The 20,956-nt window shown below is 64.4% G+C and carries 20 protein-coding genes; 2 read left to right on the forward strand and 18 right to left on the reverse strand.

The window, feature by feature from the left end:
* Positions 1-325 precede the first annotated feature (325 nt).
* From ACP159_RS18210 to ACP159_RS18240, 7 genes are all read right to left on the reverse strand, one after another.
* A complete protein-coding gene (locus ACP159_RS18210) occupies positions 326-838 on the reverse strand; it encodes an RES family NAD+ phosphorylase (RefSeq protein ID WP_425101133.1) in 513 nt (170 codons plus the stop codon).
* A complete protein-coding gene (locus ACP159_RS18215) occupies positions 838-1,188 on the reverse strand; it encodes an MbcA/ParS/Xre antitoxin family protein (protein WP_425101134.1) in 351 nt (116 codons plus the stop codon). The genes ACP159_RS18210 and ACP159_RS18215 overlap by 1 nt, the downstream gene beginning before the upstream one ends.
* A gap of 198 nt (positions 1,189-1,386) precedes the next feature.
* Positions 1,387-2,229, reverse strand: coding sequence for a shikimate dehydrogenase family protein (locus ACP159_RS18220; RefSeq protein WP_425101135.1), 843 nt, complete (start codon positions 2,227-2,229; stop codon positions 1,387-1,389).
* Between the two features lie 3 nt (positions 2,230-2,232).
* Positions 2,233-3,735, reverse strand: a complete 1,503-nt coding sequence (locus ACP159_RS18225) for a tripartite tricarboxylate transporter permease (protein WP_425101136.1) — start codon at positions 3,733-3,735, stop codon at positions 2,233-2,235.
* On the reverse strand, positions 3,732-4,304 hold the full coding sequence (locus ACP159_RS18230; RefSeq protein WP_425101137.1) for a tripartite tricarboxylate transporter TctB family protein: 573 nt from the start codon (positions 4,302-4,304) through the stop codon (positions 3,732-3,734). The genes ACP159_RS18225 and ACP159_RS18230 overlap by 4 nt, the downstream gene beginning before the upstream one ends.
* Before the next feature lie 101 nt (positions 4,305-4,405).
* The gene (locus tag ACP159_RS18235; RefSeq protein ID WP_425101138.1) at positions 4,406-5,407 is read right to left on the reverse strand and encodes a Bug family tripartite tricarboxylate transporter substrate binding protein; all 1,002 of its coding nucleotides are present in this window, start codon (positions 5,405-5,407) and stop codon (positions 4,406-4,408) included.
* A 147-nt stretch (positions 5,408-5,554) separates the two neighbouring features.
* A complete protein-coding gene (locus ACP159_RS18240; protein ID WP_425101139.1) occupies positions 5,555-6,502 on the reverse strand; it encodes a LysR substrate-binding domain-containing protein in 948 nt (315 codons plus the stop codon).
* Positions 6,503-6,613: 111 nt separating this feature from the next.
* Here ACP159_RS18240 and ACP159_RS18245 point away from each other — a divergent pair, with 111 nt between their 5' ends.
* Both ACP159_RS18245 and ACP159_RS18250 read left to right on the forward strand, forming a co-directional pair.
* Positions 6,614-8,293, forward strand: coding sequence for an FAD-dependent oxidoreductase (locus tag ACP159_RS18245; RefSeq protein ID WP_425101140.1), 1,680 nt, complete (start codon positions 6,614-6,616; stop codon positions 8,291-8,293).
* 2 nt (positions 8,294-8,295) lie between these two features.
* The gene (locus tag ACP159_RS18250; protein ID WP_425101141.1) at positions 8,296-9,102 is read left to right on the forward strand and encodes a sugar phosphate isomerase/epimerase family protein; all 807 of its coding nucleotides are present in this window, start codon (positions 8,296-8,298) and stop codon (positions 9,100-9,102) included.
* A 42-nt stretch (positions 9,103-9,144) separates the two neighbouring features.
* On the opposite strand, the gene ACP159_RS18255 is transcribed toward ACP159_RS18250, so the two are convergent.
* From ACP159_RS18255 to ytfQ, 11 genes are all read right to left on the reverse strand, one after another.
* On the reverse strand, positions 9,145-9,513 hold the full coding sequence (locus ACP159_RS18255; RefSeq protein WP_425101142.1) for a Na+/H+ antiporter subunit G: 369 nt from the start codon (positions 9,511-9,513) through the stop codon (positions 9,145-9,147).
* A 10-nt stretch (positions 9,514-9,523) separates the two neighbouring features.
* Positions 9,524-9,793 carry a K+/H+ antiporter subunit F gene (locus ACP159_RS18260; RefSeq protein ID WP_425101144.1) on the reverse strand — a complete coding sequence of 90 codons (270 nt, stop codon included), beginning with the start codon at positions 9,791-9,793 and terminating at the stop codon, positions 9,524-9,526.
* Positions 9,790-10,281, reverse strand: coding sequence for a Na+/H+ antiporter subunit E (locus tag ACP159_RS18265; protein ID WP_425101145.1), 492 nt, complete (start codon positions 10,279-10,281; stop codon positions 9,790-9,792). Before ACP159_RS18265 ends, ACP159_RS18260 begins: the two co-directional genes overlap by 4 nt.
* A 3-nt stretch (positions 10,282-10,284) precedes the next feature.
* Positions 10,285-11,898: a monovalent cation/H+ antiporter subunit D gene (locus ACP159_RS18270; protein ID WP_425101165.1), complete on the reverse strand. Its 1,614-nt coding sequence runs from the start codon at positions 11,896-11,898 to the stop codon at positions 10,285-10,287.
* Positions 11,898-12,305: a Na+/H+ antiporter subunit C gene (locus tag ACP159_RS18275; RefSeq protein ID WP_425101146.1), complete on the reverse strand. Its 408-nt coding sequence runs from the start codon at positions 12,303-12,305 to the stop codon at positions 11,898-11,900. Before ACP159_RS18275 ends, ACP159_RS18270 begins: the two co-directional genes overlap by 1 nt.
* Position 12,306: 1 nt before the next feature.
* Positions 12,307-15,186, reverse strand: a complete 2,880-nt coding sequence (locus ACP159_RS18280; protein WP_425101147.1) for a monovalent cation/H+ antiporter subunit A — start codon at positions 15,184-15,186, stop codon at positions 12,307-12,309.
* 137 nt (positions 15,187-15,323) lie between these two features.
* Positions 15,324-16,058 (reverse strand): FadR/GntR family transcriptional regulator, encoded by a 735-nt coding sequence (locus tag ACP159_RS18285; protein ID WP_425101148.1) that lies wholly within the window; start codon positions 16,056-16,058, stop codon positions 15,324-15,326.
* Positions 16,055-17,047, reverse strand: a complete 993-nt coding sequence (gene yjfF, locus ACP159_RS18290) for a galactofuranose ABC transporter, permease protein YjfF (RefSeq protein ID WP_425101149.1) — start codon at positions 17,045-17,047, stop codon at positions 16,055-16,057. Before yjfF ends, ACP159_RS18285 begins: the two co-directional genes overlap by 4 nt.
* Positions 17,044-18,093 (reverse strand): ABC transporter permease, encoded by a 1,050-nt coding sequence (locus ACP159_RS18295; protein WP_425101150.1) that lies wholly within the window; start codon positions 18,091-18,093, stop codon positions 17,044-17,046. Before ACP159_RS18295 ends, yjfF begins: the two co-directional genes overlap by 4 nt.
* A 1-nt stretch (position 18,094) precedes the next feature.
* Positions 18,095-19,618, reverse strand: a complete 1,524-nt coding sequence (locus ACP159_RS18300) for a sugar ABC transporter ATP-binding protein (RefSeq protein ID WP_425101151.1) — start codon at positions 19,616-19,618, stop codon at positions 18,095-18,097.
* 116 nt (positions 19,619-19,734) lie between these two features.
* Positions 19,735-20,685: a galactofuranose ABC transporter, galactofuranose-binding protein YtfQ gene (ytfQ, locus tag ACP159_RS18305; protein ID WP_425101152.1), complete on the reverse strand. Its 951-nt coding sequence runs from the start codon at positions 20,683-20,685 to the stop codon at positions 19,735-19,737.
* Positions 20,686-20,956: the final 271 nt, after the last annotated feature.

The following is a 20,956-nucleotide window of genomic DNA, read 5'->3' on the forward strand; positions in this document are numbered from 1 at the left end:
TTGCAACCGGCACTTCCAAGGGGAACGAATGATAACTGTCCTGCCGGGTTACTCCGTTTGGATACAAAGCGCCGCGTCAGGTGGGATGGGCAAGGGGAGCAACGGCAAGCCAGAGGTCTCTTTCGTTAGCCCCATGACTCTTGCACATGTCACACAAGAAGCGCTTGATCGACACTTCTCTTCGAAGTCACGCGACGCCATGCCATCGAAAGCCCCGAGTGGCTGCAACAGACTGCCATATCCAAGTCGCGGACTGCCCAGCGGAAGCCGCTGAAACTCGCCTTGGTCCCGTTTCAACCATCCCTTCTTGGGCATGGTGAAACGGTCACAAACGGCCCAAGCGGTTCTCGTCGTCAATCACAGCAAGCGTGCATTGCGCCCCGGACCATGTCCAGAGAACGATATTGAGACTGCTCTCGGACGCCCCTTTTGCAAAACTGCGGATCAGCAAGCCCGCGAAGCCGTCCGCGATCAGTTTTCGTGCCACGTCCTGCGAAGGAACTGGCCGCCCGTCCAGCATCGCGGCCCGCCAGCCAGAGTCGGCAAGGTGATGCGGCGATACGCCAAGGTCCCGAAGGCTTTCTGGATCCTGCGTGTCGAAGATCGGACCGAGATCGGCACGATAACTCACGAGCACCGTGGGTTGCAGACTGCCCACCTGGTTGGCTTCGCGGAGGGCAGTGGCGGGATCGAGCGCAGTATAGAGCGCGGGTGTTCCTTTTGGATTGAACCGCCCGCCATGCAGCTCGGCGCCACGACCAGACAATGGGTCGCGGGCATAGACGGGGTTCAGGGCCCGATAGAGAGGTCCTGCGTAACGGCCGTCCGTCAGCGGCATCAGGCGAAGACGCCCGCGTCGACCGCGTCGATGTATTCGAGAACCTGTTGCGCCTTGCCATCCTGAACCAGTTGCATGGCAGTCCGTCCATCGAAACCGGGCAGGGGTTCAGACCGATACCACGCATAGGCCATCAACTCCGAGCCAAAACGCGGCTCGATCTTGTTGAGGACCTCGACGAGTTCCCGCAGCCGACGTTGGGTCTTGTCCGACAGGATACGCGTGCGCCGTTGCAACGCGTCCTTGCCAAGCCCCACGGTCATGGCTACCTCTTCGGAGGACGTCCGGAGAACCGCTGCGATCTTGCGAGGTTCGAAATGTCCGTCTTCCGCAAGTTTGGCGAATTGCATCAGCGTCTCCATCGGTAATTATGACAGTATATAGCGTCATAATCGCCGGAAATCAAGCCCGAGCGGGATGGCAGCCATGGACAGGGCAGGGGGAGCCTTCGCGGCGCGGATTTCGCCCGGAACCAAACGTCATGGCAGTCGCCCCGCGATCACCTGTGACCCGCCGCCGACGGTCCACCCCGGCGGTGCGGTCAGACGTCAGTCTGCACCGGCTTCGAGTGCAGTGCGCAGGGCTACCGGATCGAGCGGTCGGCCCAATGAGAAGTGCGCCCAGGCGTGCACGCCCTGCCAGAAGAACAGCTCGTACCCGGAGATGATCGTCAGTCCGGCCTTGGCCGCATTCGTCAGGAACTCCGTCTCGACTGGTGTATAGACCGCGTCGAAGGCCCATTGAGCACCGGACATGGCAGGGGAGGGCAGGGGGGGGCCGCCGTAGCCGACCATCCCGACAGGGGTGCCATTCAACACCCCCTGCGCGCCTGCCGCAGCCTCCGAAGCATCGCCGAAGGTCACGATGCGGCACGAGGTTCCCATGGCGCGCAGGTCGGACGCCAGGGCTTCGGCCTTGCCCGCATCGCGGTCAACCAACCGGATTTCTTCCGCCTCCAGCGACAGCAGTCCGAACGCCAGAGCCCGCCCGACACCGCCGGTGCCGATAAGGCAACACACGCCCGGGCCGCTGTCCCGAACGCCTTGGTAGGCGGCGACGAAGCCGGTGTAATCGGTGTTCAGCCCACGCGGGCCGTCCGGTTCGAACAGGACTGTATTCACTGCACCGATGGCGGCGACATGTGGATCGGGGACGGTGACCTTCTTCGCAGCACGCTCCTTGTATGGATAGGTCACGTTGATCCCGCGATAGCCGCGTCCGGTACAACGGTCGAAAACCTCGTCGAAGCTCTCTCCCAGATCACTCGGGATCAGCCGATCGTACTGAACGGTCACGCCCGATTGAGCACCCGCCAGCCTGTGCAGCAGCGGCGAGCGGGACCGGGCGATGTTGTCGCCGATCAGTCCCAGTTTGAGATCCGCCTCCGCCATGGCTCAGGCCTTTCCGAGCAGCTTCGCCTTGCCCCATCGCCAGGCAGGCGTCTGCGAGACAAAGACCAGAATGACGGCGATGAAGAGCGTCAGGCTGAGCGGGCTGGTGAGGATGCCGTGGAAGAACCGTCCCAGGTCCTCGCGCTCCGAAATGATCGCCCGTCTCCAGTTGTCATCGAGCAGCCGAGACAGGATCACGCCGAGGATCACCGGGCCGAGGGGATAGCCGTAATGCCGCATGAAGTAGCCAAAGACCCCGAAGCCGAGCATCCAGTAGACATCGGTAACGGCGTTGTTCACCGCGAATGCGCCGACAATCGACAGCAGCATGATGAGCGGGATCAGCACGGACCGCGGCATCTCGACGATCTTGGTGAACAGCTTGATCCCGGTCAGACCGAACAGCAGCATGAAGAAATTCGCCATGACGAGGCAGCCTACGATGAACCAGAACATGTCCGGCTTCTCGATCATCAGCATCGGGCCAGGGTTCAGACCATGGATGAACAGCGCACCGATCATGATGGCGGTCACCGCGTCGCCGGGAATGCCGAGCGTCATCATCGGGATGAAGGCTCCGCCGACGGCGGCGTTGTTGGCGGTTTCCGGGGCCACGAGGCCTTCCATCGCCCCCTGGCCGAACGGAACATCCGGATTCTTGGTCACGCGCTTGGCGTGGTCATAGGCCATGAGGGCCGCGATGTCGCCGCCGGTGCCGGGCAGGGCGCCGATGATGACACCGATGGAGGACGTCTGCAGGCTGAGCGGCAGGTGTTTCCTGACGGTGGCCAGGGACGGCACGATGCGGGTGATCTTCTGGCGCACCGCGTCCTTGTCGACGTGGTGCAACTGCAGGAGCGCCTCGGAGACCCCGAACATGCCGATCATCACCGCGATGAAGGAGATGCCGCCGTTCAGCAGTTGCAGATCGAAGGTGAAGCGTTCGGTGAAGGTCAGCGGGTCGCGCCCCACCGCACCGATGGCGATACCGAGCGCTCCGGCGAAGATGCCTTTGACAAGGCTGCCCTGCGACAGCGAACCGACCAGAAGGATTCCCAGAATGGCGAGCAGCATGTAGTCCCGCGGCTGGAATTTCAGGGCGAAGTCCGAGACGAACGGTGCGGCCAGCGCCAGAACGCCGATCCCGATGAAACCGCCGATGAAGCTCATCACGGTCGTCACGCCGATGGCGGTGCCCGCCTCGCCACGCTGCGCCATCGGATAACCATCCAGCGCCGTGGCGATAGCCGAGGGCGCTCCGGGGATGTTCAGCAGGATCGCGGTGCGCGAGCCGCCATAGACGCCGCCCATGTAGATGCCGATCATCAGCGAGATCGCGGGGTAGACGTCCCAGGAGAAGGTGAAGGAGATCAGGATCGACACCGCCATGGTGACGGAAAGACCCGGGATCGCGCCGACGTAAACGCCGGCAAAGGTGCCAAGGCCCACCAGCAACAGCAGTTGCGGCTGGGTGAAGACCATGAAGAAATCCATGACGGCACTCATTGCGCACCTCCCGAGACGAGCGCGCGAAACGCCTGGACCAGTTCGGCCTCGGGCACGATGCCGGCGGGCATGAGTACGGAGAAGACGATGCGGAAGATCAGCCAGATGATCAGCAGGGAAAGCAGCGCGATTCCGATGGTCCAGGGCCAGCCGCGCCGTCCGAGCACCTTGATCGCGACGATCAGGAACAGTGCCGAAACGGGCAGGAAGCCGACCGGCCGGAGCAGAACGCCGTAGCCGACGAGCAGGCCCACGAACAGGATCACGGTCCAGGGCAGGATGTCCTTCATCACCGTCTCGCTGCGGTCGAGCGGCAGTCGCACGGTCCTGAAAAGGACGAGCGCCGCGCTGATGACCATGACGACGGTGGTTGCCAGCGGTATCGAACGGGGGGATGACAGGCCGTTGGGACCAAAGGAATTCTCGATACCCCAGGCGTCGCGGGTGAGATAGAGGCTGGCCAGCAGCAGAAACCCTGCAAAGACCAGTTCCCCCGGGCGGCGTTTGCCCTGTTCACCGCCGGGCGTGGCGTCCGACGTGCCGTCGTGATGGTCAGGATCAATCCTCATGGGGCCCTCCTCCCGTTGGATTTGCTCAGAAAAAAGGTGCCGCACCCGGTGGAATGCGGCACCCGGAGTGATCTTGGGCCGGTGGCCCGACAAGAAGCCGGTTACTGCGCCGGGCGGGCGATACCGAAGTCCTCCGGTGACGCCTTGGTCATGCCGGCATCCTGAAGCAGCCACGCCGTGCCCTGCTGCCATTTCGACAGGAACGCCTCGGCTTCGTCGCCGGAGATGTTCATCAGGGTGAAGCCGCGCCCGTCCATCAGGGCGGTGAAGTCGGCGTTCGTCGCGGCCTGCGCATAGGCATCGGTCAGCTTGGCGACCACGTCATCCGGCGTGCCCTTCTTGACGAAGACGCCGAAGAACGGACCCCAGGGCAGGTAGGTGGCATAATCCGGGTTCACCGCGCCAACCGCCTCGACACCCGGCAGCTTTTCGCTCTCGGCCAGGTCGACGACGCCCAGAGCCTTCATGGTGCCCGCCTTCACGCCTTCGATGGCCGCGCCGAGCACGGCAGGCATGACGTCGATCGCGCCGCCCTGCAGGCCGGTCAGCGCCGGGCCGTCACCGTCGTAGGGGACGAAAATCACGTCGAGATCACCCTCGACCGCCTCGACCATCGCGGTCACGACCGACGGCAGGCCGCCGGGGCCGGTGGAGCCGAAACGCACCTCGCCGGGATGCGCCTTCACATAGGCGATCATCTCGGAATAGGTGTTGAACGGTGCATCGTTGTTGGCGACGAGCAGCGGCGTGCCCCGGGCCAGCAGATTGATCGGCGTGAACTCCGAGTAATCCTTGTCGCCCAGACCCATGATCTTGTAGAGCATCGGGTTCTCGGCGCCCATCAGGACAGTATAGCCGTCAGCCGCCGCGTCGGCGACGTAGTTCAGCGCAATCGCGCCCACCGCACCGGTCATGTTCTGCATGACCACGGTGCCGCCCAGAACCTCTTCGGCGTGGGGCGTCACGGAGCGCATCACGGTGTCGGTGGAGCCGCCGGCTCCCCACTGGATGATGCCCTGGATTTCCTTTTCCGGGTATTCGGCTGCCGCCATGCCCGCGGTCAGTGCAAAGGCCGCAACGGCGCCCATCAAAATGCGCTTCATGGTATCCTCCCTCAAGCGTCTGCCTGTTCCCCTGATCCCGAGGTCCGTCATCCTGGGTCCTCCTCCTCGCGGGAACGATGCGTCACACATTCGCTGATTCGACGGCTTAACGTCAAATACCTAGACGGCGCACAGATTAACCTGATGTTATTTTCCTCGGCCCACGGACATCTGCCCGCCACGCAGGGCAGGCCCGGCTTCGATGGCCTTTGACAACTCGCGGCGGAATTGTGCGATGGCGAAGTCCGCATAGCCGGAGAGCACGCGGCCTTTCTTGCGAACCACATGGATGCCGACGCCGGTCTGCTCCTTGAGCGGCCGTCTGACGATGCCGGGGATGTGGATCTCCGCCACGGAGAACTCGTCGATCACCGCCACGCCGAGACGGTACCGCACAAAACTTACCAGCGTCTGCGCAAAACGTCCGCGGACGGCGTGGCGAACCTCCAGCCCTTCCTGCTCGAAAGGCCGGGCCAGGAGGCGGCCGTAAGGGTCCGCCGGTTCAAGACCAACCACGTCCTCCGTGACAAGATCATGCACGGAAATCTCCGCGCGGTTCGCCAGCGGATGGCCCTCCGGCAGGATCACCAGCAGCCGCCCTTCGGCGATCTTCTCGTTCTCCACGGCGGCGTTGGCAACGGGCGAGGACATGATGACGAACTCGCCGCGCTCCAGCAGAAGGTAGTCCACTGTCTCTTCGATCTTCAGGATGTTCAGGTCGATGAACAGATCGGCATAGCGCGCCCGCACCCGCTGCATCACCCGCGCGGCAACCACCTGCGCCACCGATGGGGCGGAGGCACAGGAAAGCCGGACATCCTCGCCCTGCTGCAAGGCACCCACTGCGTGCTGCAGGTTCTCCACGCCCTTGTAGACCTCGCGCAGCTGGTCGAAGACCTTGGCCGCCTCGACGGAGGGCAGGAACAACCCCGCCTTGCGCTCGAACAGCCGGATTCCAAGCGACTCCTCCGTGTGCTTCACCAAACGGCTGATACCGGGGGCGGACACGCCCAGCATGGAGGCGGCTCCGTTGATGGTGCCGGTCAGCATCACGGCGCGGATCACCTCGATCTGGCGCAGGGTCATTTCCGGCATGGTGGACTCCCCGTGGGTTGAGATTAACATGACGTTACGCATGGATAAAAACAAGCATTTGACGTTATGCGCCCACGGCGCAACCTTCCTGACAAACGGGAGAGGGTGGAGATGGACGGGGACTGCGATCTGCTGGTGATCGGCTCGGGCGCGGCCGGTCTCGCGGCAGCGGTGACGGCGGCGCACCATGGCTTGCGCGTTATCGTGGCCGAGAAGTCCGCGACATTGGGCGGCACCACTGCCTGGTCGGGTGGCTGGATCTGGGCGCCCTGCAACCCGGTGGCGCACCGATACGGTATCGTCGAGGATCCCGCGGAGCCGCGCCGCTATCTCGAGTCCGTGCTCGGCAACGCCTTCAATCCGGACCTTGTGGACGCCTTTCTGACGGCAGCGCCGCAGATGGTCGGGTTCTTCGACGCAAACACGGCGCTGACCTTCGACTGTGGCGCGACGATCCCTGACACCTACAGCGAGAAGCCCGGCGCAGGCATGGGCGGGCGATCGGTGATCGCGCAGCCCTATGACGCGCGGGGCCTCGGCCCGGCGGTGTCCCTGCTCCGCAAGCCGATGCGGGAGACGACCTTCTGGGGGATGACCATCCAGGCGGGACCGGACCTGCGGGCCTTCATGACGGCAACCCGGTCGCTGAGCTCGGCGGTGCATGTCGGACGCCGGCTGACGCGGCATGTCCGGGACCTGATCCGATACGGACGGGGGATGGAAGTCCGGAACGGCAATGCTCTGGTGGCCCGACTGCTGCGGTCGGCACTGGATGCGGGGGTGGTGCTGCTGCCGAAACATGCGGCATCGGGTCTGGTGACCGACGAAGGCCGGGTGACGGGTGCCGTGCTGGACGGACCGGAGGGGCCCGTGCGGATCGCGGCCACGAAAGGTGTCGTGCTGGCTGCCGGAGGCTTCCCGCATGATCCGATACGCCGCGCCGTGCAGGTTCCACACCCGGACGCGCATCTGTCACTGGCGTTGCCGCATGCCACGGGCGACGGGCTGCGCCTGGGTGAAAGCGTCGGCGGCCGGCAGGCGACCACGCTGGCCAGCGCTGTGGCCTATTGCCCGGTCTCCCGTGTCCCGAACCGGGACGGCACGACGGGCATATTTCCGCACATCATCGACCGGGGCAAACCCGGTGTGATCGGTGTGCTGGCGAACGGCAGGCGCTTCACCAACGAGGGGCTCGGCTACCACGACTACGTGCTGGACATGCTCCGGACCCTGCCGGACGGGCAGGCGGCGGAAAGCTGGCTGATCTGCGATCACCGTTTCATCCGTCGATACGGTCTCGGTATCGTCCGGCCCGCGCCGGTGCCCCTCGGCGCCTGGGTCAGGAACGGCTACGTCACCCGCGCCCGGACGCTGACGGCACTGGCGCGGGCCTGCGGCATCGACCCGGACGGACTGGAGGACACGGTTGAGGCATTCAACGACGGAGCCCGCCGCGGGGACGACGCTGCCTTCGGGCGGGGGACCACGCCCTACATGCGCCTGCAGGGGGATCCGGATGTCGCGCCGAACCCCTGCCTCGCGCCCCTGGAACACCCGCCGTTCTACGCGGTCAAGGTCGTGCCGGGCAGTTTCGGCACCTTTGCCGGATTGCAGACCGACGGCTCCGCGCGGGTGCTCGACGCGGCGGGTGCGCCGGTGCCCGGCCTCTATGCCGCCGGCACGGACATGGCGAGCGTCATGGGCGGTCACTATCCCGCTGGCGGGATCAATCTCGGTCCGGCTCTCACCTTCGGCTTCATCGCGGGCCGGCACGCAGCAACCAAGGCCTGATCATGCGCACACTCTCCCTCGCCCACCTCTCGGCCATTGATCTGACCCCTCCCGAGTTGATCCACGCCGCGGCGGAAGGCGGGTTCGACGCGGTCGGGCTGCGGCTCCTGCGCGTGACGCCGACATCGCCGGGGTATCCCCTCATGGAGGACAAGGCCCTGCTGCGGGTAACCCGCGCCGCGATGGCCGCCACAGGGGTCCGGGTCCACGACATCGAGTTCGTGCGGATATCGGCGGAGACCGACGTCGCCACGCTCCTGCCGTTCCTCGACGTGGGGGCGGAGCTTGGCGCGACGGAGGTGATCACCGCGCCTTATGATCCGGATCAATCCCGTATGGCGGACACCCTGGGCCGCCTTTCCGGGGAGGCGGCGATGCGGGGGTTGGGCCTCGCGCTCGAGTTCTTCCCCTGGACCGACATTCGCACGGTGGACGATGCCCTGCGTCTCGTCACCGAGGCCGGTCCGGGCGTGGGTATCCTGCCCGACAGCCTGCATTTCGACCGATCCGGATCGTCGCATGCCACGCTGGCGTCCGTGCCCCGCGAGCGCCTGCGGTTCGCCCACCTGTGCGACGCGCCGGTCCTGCCGTCTTACGACGAGGCTGCGCTGATGTTCGCCGCGCGGGAGGAACGGCTCCTGCCCGGGACAGGGGAGATCGACCTGACAGCGTTCCTGACGGCATTGCCCCCGGATCTGCCTCTCGGGATCGAGGTTCCGCAGAGTGCCCGGATGCGCTCGACGCCCGCTTTGCAGGTCATTCGGGAATTGGGCTCGTCGGTCAGGGCATTCCTGGACGATGCCGGATAACGCGCTCGCCCTGCGCTTGCGTATCCGGCCAAAGCGCCGTCGTCACTCGCTCTCTTCGACCTCGGGCGGGTCCCGGTAGATCGACCAGCCGACCGGACGGCCGGAGGGCGGCAGATCGGTCTCCTCCCGGTGCATGCGCAGGTAGGTCTGCGCCATGAAATGCGCGGTGATCGGCGCGGTGATGAACAGGAACAGCGTGATCAGCAGTTCGTGGAAGGACACATGCCCGTCCTTCACCGCGAAGTAGATCATCGAGGCGATGAGCACGCCGCCCAGGCCGACGGTGGTGGCCTTGGTCGGGGCGTGCAGGCGCTGCATGGCGTCCTGCAGCTTGACCAGCCCGAAAGAGCCGACGAGGCCGAACACGCCGCCGATGACGATGAAGACGGTGATCAGGATGTCGACGATCATGGACGGCTCCTCATTCGATGATGTCGCCGCGCAGCAGGAAGCGGCAGAAGGCGACAGTGGAGACGAAGCCGACCATGGCGGCGAGCATCGCGGCTTCGAAGTAGACCGCCGTGCCGTGTTTCATGCCGTAGAGCACGAGAATGGCGATCATGTTGATGACCATGGTATCGAGCGAGAGGATGCGGTCCGCCCGGGTCGGACCGCGCAACAGCCGCCAGAGACAGAACAGCAGGCCGATACCGAAGCAGGTCATGGCGAAGGTGAGGGCATAGCCGATCATGCGAAGATCTCCTTCAGTCGGGCCTCGTAGCGGGACTTGATGTCGTCGATGACGCTTTCCGGATCGTCGGTGTGCAGGCAATGCACCAGGAGGCTGCCGGCGTCGGAGGAGAGGAGTGCGGTGACCGTGCCCGGCGTCATGGTAATGGTGCCCGCCAGCACGGTAATCGCTTCCGGTGTGGTGATGTCGAGCGGCACGACGATCCAGTGGGAACGGATGTCGCGATGCCGCTTGAACAGGACGATGAGCGCCACCTCGACATTGGCCACGACGATGTCCCAGATCACCACGAGGATGTACTCGACGATCTTGAGCGGACGGTGGATCTCCGGACGGCCAGGCCAGTAGGCTGCCGTCATGATCGGCAAGGCAAAGCCGATCATGACGCCGAGCAACAGGTTGCCGACCGTGACCTTGTTGACGAGCATGGTCCAGACGATGACCAGCAGCAGCGACAGCAGCGGGTGGGGGAAGATGCGTTTGAACATGGCTCAGTGACCCTCCCCGTGGGTTTCCGTGGTCTCGCCGTGGCTATCCGCGGCATCGGCCTCGTCATGTTTGCCGAAAACCTTCGTCTGCGCCTCCGGGTCCAGCACCGCACCGATGTAGCCCGCCGGGTTGAACAACTCGTCGGAGCCGTCCGCCGCATATTGCACCGCGGGTCCGGCGAAGATGGTCAGCGCCGCGAGCGCCAGAAGCGCCAGGCCCGCAGGAGCCCATTCGTGGAAAGGCGCTTCTGGCGGCGGGGGCAGGGCGTCGACGGGGCCGGTGCCGGGTTCGGGAGTGACCTGTTCGGATTTCCAGAACAGCACGGAGCCCGCACGGGCGAAGCCCAGGATGGTGATCAGGCTCCCGGCCAGTATGGCGATCCACGCCGCCGTCATGTGCTCGCCGCGCAGCGCGTCGAGGATCAGCAGTTTGCCGAGGAACCCGGACAGCGGCGGCATCCCGGCCATCGCGATGGCCCCGCCGAAGAACAGCGCGGCAAAGAGGCCGTTTTGCAGGGTCTTCGGCTGTGGCCGCAGGATGTCGTTGCCGCGCCGCGTGATGACGAGGTCCGCCACGAGAAAGAGCAGCGCGGCGGCAAAGGTGGAATGGAAGATGTAGTAGAGCGCCGCGGTCATGGCGTAGGGCTCGAAGACCGAGATCGCCAGCATCAGCGTACCCATGGAGCCGATCACGGAATAGGCCAGCAGCGACATGAGCCGTCGCGCGCCGAGCACGCCGAAGGCACCGATGGCGATGGTGATGAGCGCTGCCGGGAACAGCACGGTGGTGATGAGACCGTCCGTGGCCGGGGTGCCGGGGCCGAAGACCACTGTGTGGATGCGGATGATCGCATAGGCGCCGACTTTGGTCATGATGGCAAAGAGCGCGGCCACAGGGGCCGGGGCGTTGGCATAGGTCGCGGGCAGCCAGAAATGCACCGGCAGGATCGCCGCCTTGATGGCGAAGACCAGGAGGAGGAGCACCGCGGCAACGCGCAGGATCGCGGCGTCGTCCGGGCTCATCTGCTGCACCTTGAGGCTCAGGTCGGCGATGTTGAGTGTGCCGGTGGAGGCGTAGAGCGTGCCGAGGGCGATGAGGAAAAGCGTCGAGCCAGCCAGGTTCATCACGAGGTACTGCAGCCCCGCCTGAAGCCGGACCCGGCCGCCGGAATGGACCATGAGGCCGTAGGAGGCGATCAGCAGCACTTCGAAGAAGACAAAGAGGTTGAAGGCGTCTCCGGTGAGGAACGCACCGCAGATGCCCATGAGCTGGAATTGCCAGAGCGCGTGGAAATGCCTGCCGCGTTTGTCCCATCCGGAGGCGATGGCGTGCATCAGCACGATCAGTGCAAGGACCGTCGTGAGCAGCACCATGGTGGCGCTGAGCCGGTCGAGAACGAGCACGATGCCGAAAGGCGCGGGCCAGTTTCCGAGGCGGTAGACGTGCACGGTGCCATCGCCCGCCATGGCGACAAGTCCGGCGGCAATGGCCACCAGCAGGATGTTCCCGGCAACCGAGAACGCCCGGGCCACGGAAATGTCGTGCCGCATGACAAAGCCGATCAGTGGTGCGATCAGCGCCGGCAGGGCGACAGGCGCGATGATCCAGTGGGTGATCATTTGCGCTCCTCCATCGGCTCGGCATCCATGTCGAGAGCAATGCCTTCTGTAATCGGGGCGTCCACGTCGGGTTCGACCTCATCCATGTCGATGCGGTCGTTCCCGGCTTCGAGATAGGCGCCAAGGGTGAACATCACCAGCACGGCGGTCATGCCGAAGCTGATGACTATGGCGGTCAGCACGAGGGCCTGGGGCAGGGGGTCCGTGTAGACCGGGTTCTCGGCGTATTTGTCTAGGATCGGAGCGGCGTCGGTCGACAGCCGCCCGGTGGCGAACAGGAAGACGTTGACCGCGTAGGACAGCAGCGACAGGCCGAGGATGGCGGCGAACACGCGCAGGCGCAGGATCAGGTAGACGCCGCAGGCGGTCAGGATGCCGATGGCGGAGGCGACGAGGATTTCCATGTCAGTGCTTCTCCCCTTCGGTCCTGAAACCATCCTCGAAGTAATGCTGGGCCTTGGACGGGTCGTAGTCCATCGGTTCGAGGTTTACCGTTTCGCCCGAATGCCGGGCGAGGCGGGACAGGGAATAGAGCATGAGCATCACCGCGCCGAGCACACAGAGGAATACTCCGAGGTCGAAAAGGGCGGCGGTCGCAAATTCGAACTCCTCGATCGGCGGGATGTGAATGTAGGTGAACCACGAGGTCAGGAAGGGCGCGCCGGAGAGGATCGCGCCGAGACCGGTCAGCCCCGCAATGACGACGCCGAAGCCGATCAGCCCGTGATACTCGATCCGCTGCCTGCGGGTGGTCCAGGCAAAGCCGGAGGCCATGTACTGGATCAGCAGGGCGATGGAGATGACCAGGCCAGCAACGAAACCGCCGCCCGGTTCATTATGGCCACGCAGGAAGATGTAGATGCCGACAACCCCCGCGATGGGCAGCATGAGACGCGCCGCGATGACCATCATCAGCGGGTGACGGTCATGGCTGCGGTCGTTGTTGTAGCCGGAATTGCGCAGGCGTGCCCCGGCGGGCCCGCTCAGCAGGGTCTCCATCAGGGCATAGATGGCAAGGCCCGCGATGCCGAGCACGATGATCTCGCCGTAGGTATCATAGCCCCGGAAGTCGACGAGGATTACGTTCACGACGTTGGTGCCGCCGCCGCCTTCGTAGGAATTGGCGAGGTGATAACCGGAAATCGACGAGAAATCGCGGGTCAGGAAGGCATAGGCCAGCGCACCAATGCCAAGGCCGCAGGAAATCGCGATGAGACCGTCTAGGCGGCGTTTGCCGATGCTGGATTCGACCGGCGTTTCCTTGGGCAGGAAATGCAGCGCGAGCAGCAACAGCATGATCGTCACGGTTTCCACGCTGATCTGCGTGAGCGCAAGGTCCGGGGCGGAGAGGTAGACGAAGCCGACGGAGATCACGAGACCGATCACCGAGATCGCGATGAGCGCGGCAAAGCGCGAGCGGTGCAGAACGACGACGAGGATCGTGGCGAGGATCAGCAATGCCCAGGCGATGATCGTGAGCGGTGGCGTGGGCAAAAGCTCTCGGGTGGCGGGCTGAAGGCCGCCACCGCGATAGGCCAGATAGCCCAGCGACACCGCCGCAGCACTGAAGATCGCGAGATAGCGGGTCAGGGCGCCGGTGTGCAGCCCGTCGGTGACCCGCCGCGAGAGACGCACAACCGCGTAGATGAGGTCGTCGAAGATGCGTTTCGCCTCCGGACGTGGCGCGGCAAGCCAAGCGGAATCCAGCGGTCTGTGCAGCAGGAGCAGCACGATACCGCCTCCGATGGCGATCAGCGACATGATGAGCGCGGGCGTGATGCCGTGCCAAAGCGCAAAGTGCGGATGAACAGCCTCGCCGATGACGGCGGAGGCCGCCATGGAGACCACGGGTTCCGCCAGGCTCGGGAAAAGGCCGACGAGCACGACAAAGATCGTCAGGAAGGCCGGGGACGCGTACATGCCGAAAGGCGGATCATGCGGCTTGGCCGGGTAGTCGTCGCGCACGGGGCCGTCGAAGGTGTGGAAGATGAAGCGCAGGCTGTAGGCGACGGAGAAGACCGCGCCGAGCGTGGCGAGGACGGGCACGATCCACGGGTTTTCCCACCAGACCGTGTGCGAGGCTTCTTCGAGCATCAGTTCCTTGGACAAAAAGCCGTTGAACAGCGGAAAACCGGCCATCGACAGCGCCGTGATGGTGCCTATGGTGGCGGTGATCGGCATGAGTTTTCGCAGCCCGCCCAGTTGTTTGATGTCCCGGGTGTGGGCTTCGTGGTCGACGATCCCGGCGGTCATGAAGAGCGCGGCCTTGAAGGTCAGGTGGTTGAGGATGTGGAAGACTGCGGCGATGGCGGCGGCCTTTGTCCCGAAGCCGAGGAGCATGGTCAGCAAGCCAAGGTGGCTGACGGTGGAGAAGGCCAGCAACGCCTTCAGATCGTCCTTGAAGAGCGCAATGACCGCCCCGAGGACCATGGTGATCAGCCCCGTGGTGGCGACGATGTAGAACCATTCCGGCGTTCCGGCGAGGGCTGGCCACATGCGGGCCATCAGGAAGACACCCGCCTTCACCATCGTGGCCGAGTGCAGGTAGGCCGAGACCGGCGTGGGCGCGGCCATGGCGTGCGGCAACCAGAAGTGGAAGGGGAACTGCGCGGATTTGGTGAACGCGCCGAGCAAAATCAGGATCAGCGCGGGCAGATACCAGTCATGCGCCTTGATCTGGTCCCCGGCGGCGAGGATGTCGGTGAGGTTGTAGCTGCCTACGATATGGCCGAGAATCAACATCCCGCCGATCATGGCAAGGCCGCCTGCGCCGGTGACGGTGAGCGCCATGCGCGCGCCCTGCCGCCCTTCGGGCAGGTGCTTCCAATAGCCGATGAGCAGGAAGGAACTGAGCGAGGTCAGCTCCCAGAAAATTAGTAAAAGCAGGATGTTATCGGACAGGGTGATGCCGAGCATCGCGCCCTGGAACAACAGCAGATAGGTATAGAACTGCCCCATCGGGTCTTTGCCCGAGAGGTAGAAGCGAGCGTAGAGCGTGATCAGCAGGCCGACGCCGAGGATCATGCAGGCGAACATCAGCCCGAGGCCGTCGAGGAAAAAACTCGCTTCCAGCCCGAGCTGCGGAATCCAGGAGAAATGCGTCGTGTAGACGGTGCCCTTGTAGACCGAAGGGGCAAGCGTGCCGAGCATCACGAGGGCGAGCAGTGTCGGGGCGGCGGTGAAGGCGGCGCAGGCGTTGCGCCCGGCGCGAATGACGATGCCGGGCATCAGGGCGCCGACAAAAGGCAGGATGGCGATGATGGGCAGAAGGCTGATTTCGCTCATTCATGTCTCCGCAATGCAAATTTTCGCAGTCTTGTCGGAGAAGCCCCCCCCCAACGCAATGACTATCCTGTCGCAGTTAGGAGCGATTATCAAATTTCCCAGATGGGTCTGGCACGATTTTCTGACTTTCCCGTATTTCAGGCAGTCAGCGGGCGGCCTTCATTGGCATTGTCGAAGCCGCTGTGAATGACCGTCTGCATTGCGGCGCGGGCCTCGGCGGTGGCGCCGGAGGCGATGGCGCGGGCAATGGCGCGGTGGCGGCTGACGACCTCGGCGCGGCGTTCGGGGAAATCGGTGCGGCCCTCGGCGAGGAACAGCGTATAGAGCGCGGTCTGCACAAGGTCGCCAAGGGAATTCAGGAAGCGATTGCCCGAGAGGCGCAGCACTTCCTTGTGGAACTCGTAATCGGCCAGCGCGAAATCGGCGCGTCCGTGGGCATCGTTCAACGTGTCGCAAAGGGCAAAAAGCCTCTCGCAATCGACCTGGTTCGCCCGCGAGGCAGCGCGTTCGGCGGCGGCCGGTTCGAAGATCATGCGGATCTCGTAAAGCTCCTCGTAGAACCGCGTCGGATTCTTCACCGAGGCATGCCAGCGCATGACGTCGAGGTCGAACATGGTCCATTCGTCGGCAGGCCGGACATGCGTGCCGACCTTCGCCTTTGATTGGATCAGGCCCTTGGCGATCAGGGTCTTCTTGGCTTCGCGTACGACGGTGCGCGAGACGCCGAACATTTCGCACAGGTCAGGATCGAGCGGGATCATCGTTTCGGGCGGGTATTCCCCGGCGACGATGGCGCGGCCCAGCTGCTCCACGACAAAGGCAGTGTGATTGGAGGCGCGATCCGCCCCGACGCCGGCCTGAAGCAGGGTCATGAAGGAACGGCGGAGCCAGTCGCTGTTTTTCGTCTTGTCTGCGTTGCCCACGTCAAGCCTTTCTGAAGGAGGATGAAGGCAAAGAGCAGTCCCCCGATGACAATCTTGGTCCACCAGCTCGACAGGGTGCCATCGAACACGATGTAGGTTTGTATCAGACCCATGATCAGAATGCCAAAAAATGTTCCGGCGACAAAGCCATAGCCTCCGGTCAGGAGCGTGCCGCCAATGACCACAGCCGCGATGGCGTCGAGCTCGACCCCTACGGTTGCAAGGCTGTAGCCCGCTGACGTGTAGAGGGAGAAAACGATGCCGGAGAGGCCGGCGAGACCACCGGAGATGGCATAGATGAGGATGGTGGTCGAGGCGAGCGGCACACCCATGAGTCGGGCGGTCTGCGTGCCGCCGCCCATGGCGTAGACATTTTGGCCGAAGCGGGTGCGATGCGCGGTGACGATGCCGACGAGGAACGTCAGCACCATGAGGCCGCCGATGAGCCGGAAGCGCCCGCCGCCGGGGTCTTTCCAGTAGAGCCCTTGCAGGGTGTCGTAGAACTCATGCGTGATCGGCACGGACTCGGTCGAGAGTACGTAGGCCGCGCCGCGGGCCAGGAACATACCCGCCAGCGTGACGATGAAGGGCGGCATTTCGAGATAGTGGATCAGCGCGCCCATGCTCGCGCCGAAGGCGGTCGAGATGACGAGGGCGAGGGCAAAGGCCATCAGCGGATGGATCGACGTGTCGCGCAGGATCACCGCGAGGAAGACCCCGGTGAAGGCGATGACGGAGCCGATACTGAGGTCGATGCCGCCGGACAGGATGACGAAGGTCATGCCGACGGCGGCGATGCCGAGGAAGGCATTGTCCGTCAGCAGGTTCGCAATCACCCGCGTCGAAAGCATCGAAGGATAGGCGTAGCCGCAGAGCGCGTAGGCGGCGAAGAAGGTCAGCAGCGTGACGATCAGCGGCAGATGGGTGGAGCGGATCATTGCGCGTCCTCCTGGGGCTCGCGGGGCAGGGGGCTTTTGTCCGGTTGCGGCTGTGGCCCGGAGGCGCGGAGCATGTAGAGCGCGGTGCCGATGCGCGGGCTCTGAATGACGAGGATGCCGAGGATCAAGATGGCCTTGATCACGAGGTTGAACTCCGGTGGCAGGCCCGAGAGCAGGATGACGGAGTTCACCGACTGGATGATGAGCGCGCCGATGAGGGACGCGAGGATGCTGAAACGGCCACCCAGCAGGGAGTTGCCGCCGATCACCACGGCGAGGATGGCATCGAGTTCAAGCCAGAGACCGGCGTTGTTGGCATCCGCGCCCTTGATGTCGGCGGCGACGATGACCCCGGCCAGCGCGGCGCAGAGGCCGCTGACGAGGTAGACGCAGACCAGAAGCAGGCGCGAGTTGATCCCGGCAAGACGGGAGGAGCGTTCGTTGATGCCGATGGCCTCGATCAGCATCCCGAGCGCGGTCTTGCGCACGGCGAAGATGATGAGCGCGCCGAGCGCGATCCAGATCAGGATCGGTGTCGGCACGCCCAGCACGGTGCCCGCGCCGAGGTGGATCAGGCCGGGGTTGGAGAAGGTGAGGATCTTGCCCTCGGTAATCAGTTGCGCGATTCCGCGCCCGGCGACCATCAGCACAAGCGTTGCGACGATGGGCTGGATGCGCAGGATGGCGACGAGAAAGCCATTCCACAGACCACAAACCGCCCCGGCGGCGAGCGCGGCAAGAAGGGCGGTGCCCCAGCCGTGGCCGCCGGTGACCGTCGCGGCGGCGGTTGCCCCGGCGATGGCCATGACCGCGCCGACGCTGAGGTCAATACCCTTCGTGGCGATGACGAGCGTCATGCCGATGCACAGCAACGCGACGGGAGCACCTCGGTTCAGAACGTCAATCAGGTTGCCGAAAAGGCGGCCATTGCGGAAGTCGATGTGAAAGAATTCCGGGAAGATCAGCACGTTCAGCAGCATCGCAGCGCCAAGGATCAGCAACTGCGGCGTGACGCGTTTCAGGACGGAGGGCTTGGGGCCGCGCATGTCAGGCAAGCTCCTTGGGGTCTTCGGCCGCGATGGCGCGGACGATGTTCGCAGGGGTGATGGCCTCGCCGCGCAGTTCCTTCACCTGCCGCCGGTCACGCAGGACGATGACGCGGGTGGAATAGGCTACGAGTTCCTCCAGTTCGGAGGAGGCGACGAGCAGCGCCATGCCGTCGGCGCGCAACTGTTCGATCAGGGCGATGATTTCCGCATGGGCGCCGACGTCGATGCCGCGGGTCGGCTCGTCGAGGATGAGGAAATCGGGATTGGTGGCGAGCCAGCGGGCGAGCAGGGCCTTCTGCTGGTTGCCGCCGGAGAGAAGTCGGATGGGCATGTCGAGACTGGCAAGGCGGATGTCCAGGGCGCGGACGTAGCGCTCGGCGATCTCCTCGATCTTCGCCCGGGGGATCGGGCGCATCCAGCCTTGCCGGGCCTGCAAGGCGAGGATGATGTTGTCCCGCACGGAGAGGTCTCCGACGATGCCTTCGGTCTTGCGGTCCTCCGGACAGAGCGCGAAGCGATGGGCGACGGCGTCGCGGGGATTGTTGATTTTTATGTCCTTTCCACGAAGGCGCGTGGTTCCGCTGTCGGAGGGGACGACGCCGAAGACGAGGTTTGCGGTCTCTGTGCGGCCGGAGCCGAGCAGCCCGGCAAGGCCGACGACCTCGCCTTCGCGGATCGTGAGATCGAAAGGCTCGATCATGCCGCGCTTCGACTGACCTTCGATCTCGAGCAGGACAGGGCCGGTTGCGGCTTCGACATGTTTGTGCACGCGGGCCTCCAACTGCCGCCCGAGCATAAGCGTCACGATGTCCTTTTGCGTCACGGTTGTCAGATCGCGGGTGCCGACGACACGGCCATTGCGCAGGATCGTGGCGCGGTCGGAAATCTCGAAGACCTGATCGAGGAAATGGGTGATGAAGACGATGGCGAGGCCGCGGGCCTTGAGCTGGCGGATGACGGAGAAGAGCAGCTGCACCTCGTCGCGATCGAGGCTGGCGGTCGGCTCGTCGAGGATGAGCACCTTGCCGGACATCTCGACGGCGCGGGCGATGGCGACAACCTGTTGAATGGCAACGGAATAGGCGGTGAGCGGCTCGCCCGGGTCGATGTCGAGGCCATAGCCCGCAAGCGACTCGCGGGCGAGGGCGTTCATCCGGCGGCGGTTGATGAAACCGCGCTGGCCCGGCTGGCGGCCAAGATAAAGGTTTTCCGCGACGGTCAGGTTCGGCAGGAGGTTCACCTCCTGGTAGACGGTGCCGATGCCGAGGCGCTGGCTGTCGGCGGTGGACTGCGGGTCGACCGGCACGCCGTCTAGGAGAATCTCGCCCTCGTCCTTCGGATAGGCCCCGGTCAGGCATTTGATCAGCGTGGATTTGCCCGCGCCATTCTCGCCGAGCAGAGCATGGACCTCGCCCGGATGCAGCATCAGCTCGACGTCATCGAGCGCGATGGTTCCGGGGAAGAACTTCGTGATGCCCCGGGCGTGAAGCACCGGCGCGGTTGGGGCGCTGTCGTCTCTCATGGGCGGACCTTAGGCGGGGAAGGGGGCTTTGCCAAAGCAAAGAAAGGGCCGGGCCGAGGAGGGGCCCGGCCAAGGCGGGACGTCCGGGAGAAAAACCGCCCGTCCCGCCGACGGGATCAGTACCCGAGGTCCTTCTTCATGTCGTAGATCGCCTGATTGTCGTCTGCGGCGGTGAAGAGTTTGGATTCCGTCTGGATCCACTTCGCCGGTTCGGTGCCGCTCGCGAGATAGGCTTCGAGCGCGTCGAGCGCCGGACCTGCCATGTTCGGCGTCAGTTCGATGGTGGCGTTCATCTCGCCGTTCGCGATGGCGAGATGCGCGTCGGGCACCGCGTCGATGGCGACGATCTTGATGTCCTCGCCGGGCTTGAGGCCCGCTTCCTTGATCGCCTGGATCGCGCCGACGGCCATGTCGTCATTATGGGCGTAGAGTGCGCATATGTTCTCACCGCCTTCGGCCTTCAGGAAGCTTTCCATGACGACCTTGCCCTGAGACCGGGTGAAGTCGCCAGTCTGGGAGCGGACGATCTGCAGGTTCGGATGGTCGGCGATGGCCTGCTCGAACCCGGTCTTGCGGTCGATGGCAGGGGAGGAGCCGGTGGTGCCCTGAAGCTCCACGATGCGGCAATCGGCCCCGGCCATTTCATCGACCAGCCACTGCCCGGCAACATTGCCTTCGTGCACGAGATCCGAGGTGACGGCGGTCAGGTAGAGCGCCTTGTCGGCATCGACGGTGCGGTCGAGCAGAACGACGGGGATCTCCGCGTCCTTGGCCTCTTCCAGCACTTCGTCCCAGCCGGTCGCGACAACCGGCGCAACAAGAATGGCGTCGACACCCTGTGCGATGAAGCTGCGGATCGCCTTGATCTGGTTTTCCTGCTTCTGCTGGGCGTCGGCGAATTTCAGGTCGATGCCGCGTGCGGCGGCTTCCTGCTTCGTGACGGTGGTTTCTGCCGCGCGCCAGCCGGATTCGGATCCGATCTGCGAAAAGCCGATGGTCATCTCGGCAAAGGCGGCGATGGGCGCAAATGCGATGGCGCTCGCGAGGAGCGTGGTCTTGAGTGTCATGGTCATACCTCCCTTGAGGAGCGTCCTCCCGCTCCTGTGAGTCGATTAAGTATTATTTTATCACTTATGTAAACCCGATTTGCGCGATGCCTGAAATTTTGCCCGGAACAAGGTGCGCAACTGGTCTTCCGCGGTTTCGCACGGGCGATGCGGCTGCGGCAAGATATTGTTGTCATTGGAGTAAATGTCTGTCCCTCCGCGCGGAGGGCGTGCCTCGGGAAACGGTTTTCAAACGGATTGCGGCAGGATGGCGGTATCGGGAAGCCCCGCA

This window comes from Tropicibacter sp. S64 (assembly GCF_049803835.1).
GTDB lineage: Bacteria > Pseudomonadota > Alphaproteobacteria > Rhodobacterales > Rhodobacteraceae > Pacificoceanicola.

Coding starts and splice junctions, on each gene's coding strand:
- ACP159_RS18210 (WP_425101133.1), bottom strand. CDS start 838: ATGCCGCTGACGGACGGCCGTTACGCAGGACCTCTCTATCGGGCCCTG.
- ACP159_RS18215 (WP_425101134.1), bottom strand. CDS start 1,188: ATGCAATTCGCCAAACTTGCGGAAGACGGACATTTCGAACCTCGCAAG.
- ACP159_RS18220 (WP_425101135.1), bottom strand. CDS start 2,229: ATGGCGGAGGCGGATCTCAAACTGGGACTGATCGGCGACAACATCGCC.
- ACP159_RS18225 (WP_425101136.1), bottom strand. CDS start 3,735: ATGAGTGCCGTCATGGATTTCTTCATGGTCTTCACCCAGCCGCAACTG.
- ACP159_RS18230 (WP_425101137.1), bottom strand. CDS start 4,304: ATGAGGATTGATCCTGACCATCACGACGGCACGTCGGACGCCACGCCC.
- ACP159_RS18235 (WP_425101138.1), bottom strand. CDS start 5,407: ATGAAGCGCATTTTGATGGGCGCCGTTGCGGCCTTTGCACTGACCGCG.
- ACP159_RS18240 (WP_425101139.1), bottom strand. CDS start 6,502: ATGCCGGAAATGACCCTGCGCCAGATCGAGGTGATCCGCGCCGTGATG.
- ACP159_RS18245 (WP_425101140.1), top strand. CDS start 6,614: ATGGACGGGGACTGCGATCTGCTGGTGATCGGCTCGGGCGCGGCCGGT.
- ACP159_RS18250 (WP_425101141.1), top strand. CDS start 8,296: ATGCGCACACTCTCCCTCGCCCACCTCTCGGCCATTGATCTGACCCCT.
- ACP159_RS18255 (WP_425101142.1), bottom strand. CDS start 9,513: ATGATCGTCGACATCCTGATCACCGTCTTCATCGTCATCGGCGGCGTG.
- ACP159_RS18260 (WP_425101144.1), bottom strand. CDS start 9,793: ATGATCGGCTATGCCCTCACCTTCGCCATGACCTGCTTCGGTATCGGC.
- ACP159_RS18265 (WP_425101145.1), bottom strand. CDS start 10,281: ATGTTCAAACGCATCTTCCCCCACCCGCTGCTGTCGCTGCTGCTGGTC.
- ACP159_RS18275 (WP_425101146.1), bottom strand. CDS start 12,305: ATGGAAATCCTCGTCGCCTCCGCCATCGGCATCCTGACCGCCTGCGGC.
- ACP159_RS18280 (WP_425101147.1), bottom strand. CDS start 15,186: ATGAGCGAAATCAGCCTTCTGCCCATCATCGCCATCCTGCCTTTTGTC.
- ACP159_RS18285 (WP_425101148.1), bottom strand. CDS start 16,058: ATGACCCTGCTTCAGGCCGGCGTCGGGGCGGATCGCGCCTCCAATCAC.
- yjfF (WP_425101149.1), bottom strand. CDS start 17,047: ATGATCCGCTCCACCCATCTGCCGCTGATCGTCACGCTGCTGACCTTC.
- ACP159_RS18295 (WP_425101150.1), bottom strand. CDS start 18,093: ATGCGCGGCCCCAAGCCCTCCGTCCTGAAACGCGTCACGCCGCAGTTG.
- ACP159_RS18300 (WP_425101151.1), bottom strand. CDS start 19,618: ATGAGAGACGACAGCGCCCCAACCGCGCCGGTGCTTCACGCCCGGGGC.
- ytfQ (WP_425101152.1), bottom strand. CDS start 20,685: ATGACACTCAAGACCACGCTCCTCGCGAGCGCCATCGCATTTGCGCCC.